This window comes from Vibrio sp. 1401 (assembly GCF_033340295.1).
Window position 1 is genome coordinate 57,374 of the sequence record NZ_JAWOWF010000028.1, and the last position, 8,192, is coordinate 65,565.

An 8,192-nucleotide genomic window follows, 5' to 3' on the forward strand; every position below is an offset into this window, starting at 1 on the left:
TGATTAAAAAATAAAGCCAAAGAGCATTAAGCTTTCTTATTGTTTAAGGATGTTTTTCGCTTCAGAAGCTCGTTGGTTGAGGTTTGATTTAAATGGTATGACGATAGTTTGTTCAGGAAGAGGAGTTAGTAGTGACGATGATGTCTAGATGTCATTTGTATTTTAGGATTTATTAGATACCGCATTAAAATAGCGTCATAAAGTCGTGATGCTTCGCATCTTCAGTGTTAGCGATGTTAATGCGGTAATTTCTAATAAACTAGCGGATTAATGTCTCAACTTGCTTTTGGAGCAAAGTAAAGCTGATTCACAATTCAAAGACATCGTCAGTTGCTTTATTGTTAACCTGTGTTATTCGAGCTTACTTAGTACGTAATTCAAACCACCAACTACGGCTGCAACTTGCGCATCGTTGCATTCTTCGTCGGTCACCGTTGGGCTGTCTGGGTACACTTCCGTTGTCGTGCCGTAAACGCAATTTGTTACGCCGCCACACAGGCCCAGTTTTACCATTGGGTAGTTGATAACGCCAAACTGTACGACGGGTGAACCAATGATTTCGCCGTTTTCATCTGCTGGTGCAATGTGAGTCACTTTTGCAACTGACTCAATGACCGCTTTTTGGAAGTCAGGCTGAGGGTTTTCACTATCTCCCACCGTGTAAAAGCCATCTGGGATCATACCTTCAATGTACTCAATACCATCACGAGCAGCTAAGGCTGGACGGAACTCAGTTTCGTCAGAATCTGTCGTTTCATGTAGATCAATGTGCATTAACACATCGCCTAAAGTTGCAACTAGCTTTATGAGGTTAGCGGATTCTTCGGCAGGACTATTCTTATAGAAAGAGCGGTTTGGATCAATCGCGTTTGGATTCCAGCGGTTGATCACCTCGTAACCCCAAGGGCTTACGCAGGGGGCAACGACAATATTGAAATGCTCTGCATAGCGCTCTGCTTCCGTTTCTACAAACTTTAATGCGCCATGTACACCGCTGGTTTCGTAACCGTGCACGCCGCCTGTGACCAACACAACAGGTTTAGTTGAATCCCAATTGCGTGTTTTGATACAAAACAGAGGGAAGCGTGCCTCGTTGTATGAGAGCGCACCATATTGTTCAACATCAAAATGCCCGCGTAGGGCATCGATTTTACTGACGACTTCATCTTGGTAGCTACGTTTTACTTCTTGCGTTGCTAACCAAGCTTTACGTTCTTCTTCGGTCCAAGGTTGGCCAGGAGTACCGATCGGGTAAATGTATCCACTTTTCATCTATACTTTTTCTTTTGACTGCTGAAAGGTATCACAAGACTAGACCCGTCTTATCTTTACGGCAATATAAAACACCATTTGGGGTGGTATTCTTTGCAAAATCATCACTTTGATGAGTGATTCATTGGTGTTACATTTTGTTACTTACTCAATTTCATATAAGAGACCAAAAATGGCTGGAGCAAGTTTACTCACACTGTTGGACGATATTGCCACGGTGCTTGATGATGTCGCCTTAATGTCAAAAATGGCGGCAAAGAAAACCGCAGGTGTGTTGGGAGATGATCTAGCGTTAAACGCTCAACAAGTGTCTGGTGTTGCATCTGAGCGAGAGATTCCAGTAGTTTGGGCGGTTGCAAAAGGCTCATTCAAAAATAAATTGATTTTAGTTCCTTCAGCTTTACTTATTAGCGCGATTATTCCATGGCTTATCATGCCATTATTGCTAATTGGCGGCTTATTTCTCTGCTTTGAAGGGGCAGAGAAAGTGCTTGAGAAAGTGTTTCCTCACTCGCATCCGCACGAAGAAAAAGAGGAGCTAGTTAATACTGGCGAGTCGATAGAAGAGTATGAAAGGCGTAAAGTTTCTGGTGCAATTCGAACAGACTTTATCCTTTCCGCAGAAATCATCGTGATTGCGTTAGGTACCGTGACAGGAGCCAGTCTTGTTACGCAAATTTTAGTTGTCAGTTTAATTGCAGTGATTATGACGGTTGGGGTTTATGGACTAGTCGCTGGGATTGTGAAGCTAGATGATTTAGGCCTTTACCTTGAAAGTCGCTCAAACGGTAAAGGTTGGGTGGCGAAAGTCGGAGGGGCCTTGGTCGCTTTTGCACCAAAGTTGATGAAGTTGTTAACCATTGTAGGAACTGCTGCGATGTTTTTGGTGGGTGGAGGAATTGTGGTGCACAACGTGCCAGCCATTCATCACTTTGTAGAGCCGATTATTATGAACTTTAGTGGCCATTCGGTTGCTACAGCCATTTTGCCTATTTTATTGAACGGTATTATCGGCTTTGTGGCAGGGTTAGTTGTGGTTGCGGTATGGACGATGGTTGAAAAGCTTCGTGGTCAATAATCACATCTAAAACATGAGACGATAGTAACAAGGGTCATGACTTCTTTTTACAAAAAGCATGACCCTGTTTTATAGGTGAAACGTCAGTAAAGTACTTACTTCACTTTCCACTCGATCTGTTCATTTGCTCGAATAGGCACAACGATATCATTGCCAAATGGCATCGTTTCTGGCACATCCCAAGCGGATTTTTCTAACGTTACCGTATCTGTGTTACGTGCAATGCCGTAAAAATCAGGACCGTTGAAGCTTGCGAAAGCTTCCAAGTTTTCCAACTTGCCTTCTTTTTCGAAGACTTCTGCATAAAGCTCTAGCGCTGCGTGTGCAGTGTAAGAACCAGCACAACCGCAAGCCGATTCTTTTGCCCCTTTCGCATGTGGCGCTGAGTCTGTACCTAGGAAAAACTTCTTGCTACCACTAGTTGCTGCTTCGATCAGCGCTTGCTGGTGGGTTCCGCGCTTAAGAATTGGCAAACAGTAGAAATGAGGTTTAATACCACCCACAAGCATGTGGTTACGGTTGAAAAGAAGGTGGTGGGCAGTGATGGTAGCCGCTACGTTGTCTGAGGCGTTGCTAACGAAGTTTGCTGCGTCGGCGGTGGTGATATGTTCTAGAACGATTTTAAGATTAGGGAAGTCATTGACGATAGGAGCGAGGACGGTATCAAGGAATTCTTTTTCTCGGTCGAATATATCAATATCGTGATGTGTTACCTCCCCATGAACCAAAAGTAACATTCCTACTTCTTCCATTGCTTCTAAAACGTGATAAATGTTTTTCGCATTGGTCACACCGGAATCTGAGTTTGTGGTAGCGCCTGCAGGATAAAGCTTGGCAGCAACAATGTGTCCGGTTGCTTTAGCCTTACGTATTTCATCTGGTGTCGTGTTATCTGTAAGGTAAAGCGCCATTAAAGGCTCAAACTGTTCGCCATGTTGCTCTTTAATAATTCGGTCACGGTAGGCTAGGGCGAGCTCAGTTGTAGTAACAGGTGGGACGGTATTTGGCATAATCAGCGCACGGCCATTGTAGCGGCTGATGTCGCGAACGGTGTCTTTAAGAACTTCCCCATCGCGTAAGTGAACGTGCCAGTCGTCAGGACGAGTGATAGTCAGTGTTGTCATTAATTGCTCCCACCATTGAAAAGTTGTCTGATTGGAGCCTAAGCGCCGTATTTGCTTTTGAGCAAACGCTTGCGCTTAGGCGACAGGATGATAGAGGAATTGCCCTCATATTTCATCCCATTTTTCAATTTTATAAAGAGTGAGAGTGTAAGTGGTTACTTCATTGTTAACCAAAGCGCGTGGATCGTACCTGGTAGAAAGAAGAAACACGTCAATATTAGATTAATCAAAAAGTCTTTATTTAGACCTTTCTCCATAAACACCGCGACAGGCGGAAGAAAGATACATAACAAAATCAGAACCAGTTTTCTTGTATCCATAATTAAGCTCCAAATCGATAAATGGGAGTAGTGATAACTTGGGTGAATTATGTGTGTCGTATCACACTTTATCAAACGGTATTTGGTCAGAACGGTGTTAAAAAACGCGAATGTTGAGTGTAGTAAATACTTGTCACTAAAACCAAATTTATAAGAATATGGTTTCGAGAAAGTTGCGATGGATGAAGAGGCAGTAGACTCTGCAACTTAATGTGATTTGAGTATACAATACCGCAACAAATAAAAAACACCCGTAGGAAGAAGGCCATGTCGCAACCCGTTTTATCCCAAATTAATGTTTTTCCGGTTAAGTCAGTTGGCGGATTATCGCTGTCGTCCGTATGGGTTGAGAAACAAGGATTGAGCTTCGATCGCCGCTTTATGATTGCGAAAGCTGATGGCTCGATGATCACTGCGCGAAAGTATCCGCAAATGGTAACCATTAAGTCTGCCTTATTGTCCGATGGAGTGGTGTTTAGTAGTTTGGGTATGGAGCCACTTAAAATCCGTTACCAAGATTTCAAAATGCAGGAGACACCTGCAACGGTTTGGAAAGATACATTTACTGCCTATACCACGACAGATGATGCAGATGACTGGTTTAGTCGTGTGTTGGGGCAACGCGTTGAGTTGTTGTTTAGTGGTGAGCAATCGAATCGTGTCCGTGAAAAGCTAGGTCAAAACGTCAGTTTTGCTGATGGTTATCCGGTTTTAGTGATCAGCCAAGCTTCACTTGATGAGCTGAACCGAAGAAGTTCAGAGCTACACTCAATGGATCAGTTTCGTACTAACTTAGTTGTCTCTGATACTAAGCCATTTGAAGAAGATTCATGGAAGCGCATACGAATCGGTGAGGTAGAGTTTGAGTCTCTCAAACCTTGCGAGCGCTGTATCCTGACTACGGTGAATACCCAAAGAGGCACATTCCGTGAGAGCAAAGAGCCGCTCAAAACCTTGCAACAGTTCCGTGCAAACGATGTCGGTGGTGTGTTCTTTGGCCAGAATCTTGTCGCGCGAAATGAAGGCATTATTCGTCAAGGCGATAAAGTTGAAGTATTGGAGTACAAAGAGCCGGAGTTTTACGCAGATAACTCGCCAGTGCGCATGAAGCTTACATGTGTTGAGCGTGAAGAAATTGCCCAAGACTTTGTGACCTTATGGTTAGAGCCAAACAAAGGTTCGTTGCCTAATTACTTGCCAGGACAACACCTACCAATAGAGGTGAATATTGATGGTAAGAAAGTGGGTCGACGCTATACCTTATCATCCAGTCCTTCTCGTCCGGGTCGTTATGCTATTTCTGTAAAGCGTATCGCGGGTGGAAGAGTCTCTAACTCACTCTTAGACAACTTACAAGTCGGTGATGTTTTAGAGGCAGAACAACCTGATGGCCAGTTCCACCTAAAAACGCATGAAGCGCAGCCTCTATTGTTACTCTCTGCGGGTAGCGGAGTAACACCAATGCTATCGATGGTACGTTACTTAGCGGATCATAATCAGTTGGAGAACGTGGTTTTCTACCATCAATGTCGGACCGAAAATGATATTCCTTGTCGCTCAGAGTTGGAGCAGTTAAAGCGTGAGCACCCAGGGCTAGAAGTAAAAGTCTGTTTAACGCAACCTGCTGTTGATTGGTTTGGTTTGAAAGGGCGTTTAAGTTTGTCACACATTAAGCAAATCAAAGATGTTGAACAGCGGCAGGTGTTTGTGTGTGGCCCGGATGGCTTTATGGATAAAGCAAAAAGTCTTCTACTAAGAAAAGGGCTGCCAGAGGAAAACTACCATCAAGAAGCGTTTGGAGTTTCTTCTCTTACGTCAAAGCCAGAGAAAAGTCTCGCTATTGACTTTAATGGAACTAAAGTCGTAGGCAACAACCAAAAAACGTTGTTAGATCAGCTCGAAGATGCTGGGAAGGTCATCAGCAATAGCTGTCGTGCTGGCTTATGTGGCGCGTGTAAGGTTCAGCTTACGTCGGGTCAAGTACATCATCCGGACGTGCCCGCGTTGACTGATGAGGAACGTGCAATGGGAACCGTATTGGCGTGTTGTGCTGTGCCAGAGACGGACGTAACAGTAACCAACTAGGCGAGAACGTCTTTGTCCTTCGATAAAAACTGTTCCTAGACAAAAAAACGCTGCTATTTTTAGCAGCGTTTTGAGTTTTAAAGAGAGCTGAAAATATCGCTTAGTCGTAAATCGTCGGGATTGGCTGGCGTTTGTGCTGCGTTGCTTTGTAAATCGCTACCAGACGGTCACTCACTTGCTGTGGAACGGGTTTGCCCTCTAAGAAATCGTCGATTTGCTCGTAAGTTAAGCTTAGGGCATCTTCATCTGCTTTTTGTGGAGCAAGCTCTTCTAAGTCTGCTGTTGGCACTTTCTTCACTAGTTGCTCAGGTGCACCCAATGTAGCAGCCACTTCACGAACTTGGCGCTTACTTAATCCGAACAATGGTGCCATGTCACAAGCGCCATCACCAAATTTAGTGTAGAAACCAGTGATGTTTTCTGCTGAGTGATCAGTACCAAGAACAAGGCCGCCTACGTAGCCCGCGATCTCGTATTGAGCAACCATGCGAGCACGCGCTTTTAAATTGCCTTTTACGAAGTCGACTTTTGCTGCATCAGTTGGTAGAAGATCTGTGCCTTCTAATGCAACGTGAGAAGCCGAATGAAGCCCGTCAACACCTGCTTTGATGTTCACCGATACAGAATGGGTTGGCTGGATAAAAGACAGAGCGAGCTGAGCCTCATCTTCATCTTTTTGCTCCCCATAAGGCAGGCGAACTGCGATAAATTGGTAGCTATTGTTGCCCGCTTCTTCGTTCAGCTGGTCTACAGCCAACTGAGCTAAACGACCACATGTCGTTGAGTCAACGCCACCGCTGATGCCAAGAACAAGAGACTTACAGCCCGCTTCTTGCAATTTACGCTTAATAAAAGCGACACGGCGTTCAATTTCAAAATGCGGATCAATTGAAGGGAGTACGCGCATTTCGTCACGGATGGATTGTTCCATTTAGGGTTCCTTTTCCTGCAAATATTTCAGACTCTAAAGCACATTTGCTCAAATGGTGATAAACCATACAGTTGAGGCTCATTAAACGCGACTTTAGGGTCAAAAGCTGTAAAGATTAGTAGTATCATACCGAAATCATCAGATTAGAAAACTCTCTTCAACCAGGTAATCACCGGATATGAAAAAAATCGCCATTTTTGGTAGTGCATTTAACCCACCTAGTTTAGGGCATAAAAGTGTTATTGAGTCTTTGAGCCACTTTGATCTTGTGTTACTTGAGCCAAGCATTGCACACGCTTGGGGCAAGAACATGCTTGATTACCCAACTCGGTGCAAAATGGTTGACGCGTTCATCAAGGATATGGGGCTTTCTAATGTTCAGCGTTCTGATGCAGAGCAAGCTTTATACCAACCTGGACAAAGTGTGACGACCTATGCGTTGTTAGAAAAAATTCAAGAAATTTACCCAACTGCCGATATAACTTTTGTCATTGGTCCTGATAATTTCTTCAAATTTGCTAAATTTAGTAGAGCCGAAGAGATTACGGAACGTTGGACTGTTATGGCATGTCCTGAAAAAGTAAAAGTCAGAAGCACAGATATTCGCAAAGCATTGGCCGAGGGTGAAGAGATCGGCGCCTATACAACACCTTCCGTACGTGATTTATTACTTAGTAAAGGCTTATACAGAGAAACATTGTCTGGGAACTGAGAGGTCAGATTTTCATGGTCAGAGTAGTTTTATTTAGTGCATGTGCGCTGCTTGTGGTGACACAAGCTCATTCCGCGTGTAACTATTTTTCTGATCGTTCCGTGGTGTTTGAAGATAACACGCTTCCAATCTGTGAAGAAATTTTAGATTCCATCGGCGTGTTAAGTACTGAAGCATTGATTTGGTATGCAGCGGAAGCGAAGCTTGAAGGACCAACAGAAAACTATTGGGAGGAGTGGGCGATTAAGCCGGAAGACACCCCACTTCTAACTCAAAACTTAGAAAAGAATTACTTTGGTCTTGGTTTTTGGATGCCGGAAGAGCTTCGAGACGAAGAGAGTAAAATGGATACAGAAGAGTGGCTTCGTAGTCACGGGTTGATGTTCAGCGTTGGTTTTGGTGATAAATCCGACGGACAGCCAAGAATGCGGTTTGATTATCGTTGGCACGAATATTATGACGCTGACTGGATGATGCAGATAGAAGTACCTTTCTAGGCATCTCAAGCAAATGAAAAAAGGGCGTACATTATCAATGTACGCCCTTTTTGTTTTAATTGTGCCGTCCTAAATAAGGTTGACACTTTCCCCCCCAAAATTGGAGAGTGTTATGAAATCAACAACTAAAAGAACTCAGCGCGATTACTCCCTCGCTTTTAAACTCACTGTAG

Annotated in this window: 8 protein-coding genes; 4 read left to right on the plus strand and 4 right to left on the minus strand. The window is 43.9% G+C overall.

Annotated features, from left to right (window positions below; translation table 11 throughout):
• Window positions 1-351: 351 nt before the first annotated feature.
• Window positions 352-1,272 (minus strand): M14 family metallocarboxypeptidase, encoded by a 921-nt coding sequence (locus R7Z77_RS15005; RefSeq protein WP_064354887.1) that lies wholly within the window; start codon window positions 1,270-1,272, stop codon window positions 352-354.
• A gap of 172 nt (window positions 1,273-1,444) precedes the next feature.
• Between R7Z77_RS15005 and R7Z77_RS15010 the strand changes: the two genes are divergently transcribed.
• Entirely contained in the window at window positions 1,445-2,350 is a 906-nt protein-coding gene (locus R7Z77_RS15010; protein ID WP_062730918.1) for a DUF808 domain-containing protein, read from the plus strand.
• A gap of 95 nt (window positions 2,351-2,445) precedes the next feature.
• On the opposite strand, the gene pyrC is transcribed toward R7Z77_RS15010, so the two are convergent.
• Both pyrC and R7Z77_RS15020 read right to left on the minus strand, forming a co-directional pair.
• Entirely contained in the window at window positions 2,446-3,474 is a 1,029-nt protein-coding gene (gene pyrC, locus R7Z77_RS15015) for a dihydroorotase (protein WP_064354886.1), read from the minus strand.
• A gap of 155 nt (window positions 3,475-3,629) precedes the next feature.
• Window positions 3,630-3,794: a YqaE/Pmp3 family membrane protein gene (locus R7Z77_RS15020; RefSeq protein WP_005375297.1), complete on the minus strand. Its 165-nt coding sequence runs from the start codon at window positions 3,792-3,794 to the stop codon at window positions 3,630-3,632.
• Window positions 3,795-4,061: 267 nt separating this feature from the next.
• Between R7Z77_RS15020 and R7Z77_RS15025 the strand changes: the two genes are divergently transcribed.
• Window positions 4,062-5,879, plus strand: coding sequence for a hybrid-cluster NAD(P)-dependent oxidoreductase (locus R7Z77_RS15025; RefSeq protein WP_054701811.1), 1,818 nt, complete (start codon window positions 4,062-4,064; stop codon window positions 5,877-5,879).
• A gap of 100 nt (window positions 5,880-5,979) precedes the next feature.
• On the opposite strand, the gene nadE is transcribed toward R7Z77_RS15025, so the two are convergent.
• Window positions 5,980-6,810 carry an ammonia-dependent NAD(+) synthetase gene (gene nadE, locus R7Z77_RS15030; RefSeq protein ID WP_213967614.1) on the minus strand — a complete coding sequence of 277 codons (831 nt, stop codon included), beginning with the start codon at window positions 6,808-6,810 and terminating at the stop codon, window positions 5,980-5,982.
• Window positions 6,811-6,988: 178 nt separating this feature from the next.
• Between nadE and R7Z77_RS15035 the strand changes: the two genes are divergently transcribed.
• Both R7Z77_RS15035 and R7Z77_RS15040 read left to right on the plus strand, forming a co-directional pair.
• Window positions 6,989-7,522, plus strand: a complete 534-nt coding sequence (locus R7Z77_RS15035) for a nicotinate-nicotinamide nucleotide adenylyltransferase (protein ID WP_005375300.1) — start codon at window positions 6,989-6,991, stop codon at window positions 7,520-7,522.
• 14 nt (window positions 7,523-7,536) lie between these two features.
• On the plus strand, window positions 7,537-8,019 hold the full coding sequence (locus R7Z77_RS15040) for a hypothetical protein (RefSeq protein WP_017635276.1): 483 nt from the start codon (window positions 7,537-7,539) through the stop codon (window positions 8,017-8,019).
• Window positions 8,020-8,192 lie beyond the last annotated feature (173 nt).

Coding starts and splice junctions, on each gene's coding strand:
- R7Z77_RS15005 (WP_064354887.1), bottom strand. CDS start 1,272: ATGAAAAGTGGATACATTTACCCGATCGGTACTCCTGGCCAACCTTGG.
- R7Z77_RS15010 (WP_062730918.1), top strand. CDS start 1,445: ATGGCTGGAGCAAGTTTACTCACACTGTTGGACGATATTGCCACGGTG.
- pyrC (WP_064354886.1), bottom strand. CDS start 3,474: ATGACAACACTGACTATCACTCGTCCTGACGACTGGCACGTTCACTTA.
- R7Z77_RS15020 (WP_005375297.1), bottom strand. CDS start 3,794: ATGGATACAAGAAAACTGGTTCTGATTTTGTTATGTATCTTTCTTCCG.
- R7Z77_RS15025 (WP_054701811.1), top strand. CDS start 4,062: ATGTCGCAACCCGTTTTATCCCAAATTAATGTTTTTCCGGTTAAGTCA.
- nadE (WP_213967614.1), bottom strand. CDS start 6,810: ATGGAACAATCCATCCGTGACGAAATGCGCGTACTCCCTTCAATTGAT.
- R7Z77_RS15035 (WP_005375300.1), top strand. CDS start 6,989: ATGAAAAAAATCGCCATTTTTGGTAGTGCATTTAACCCACCTAGTTTA.
- R7Z77_RS15040 (WP_017635276.1), top strand. CDS start 7,537: ATGGTCAGAGTAGTTTTATTTAGTGCATGTGCGCTGCTTGTGGTGACA.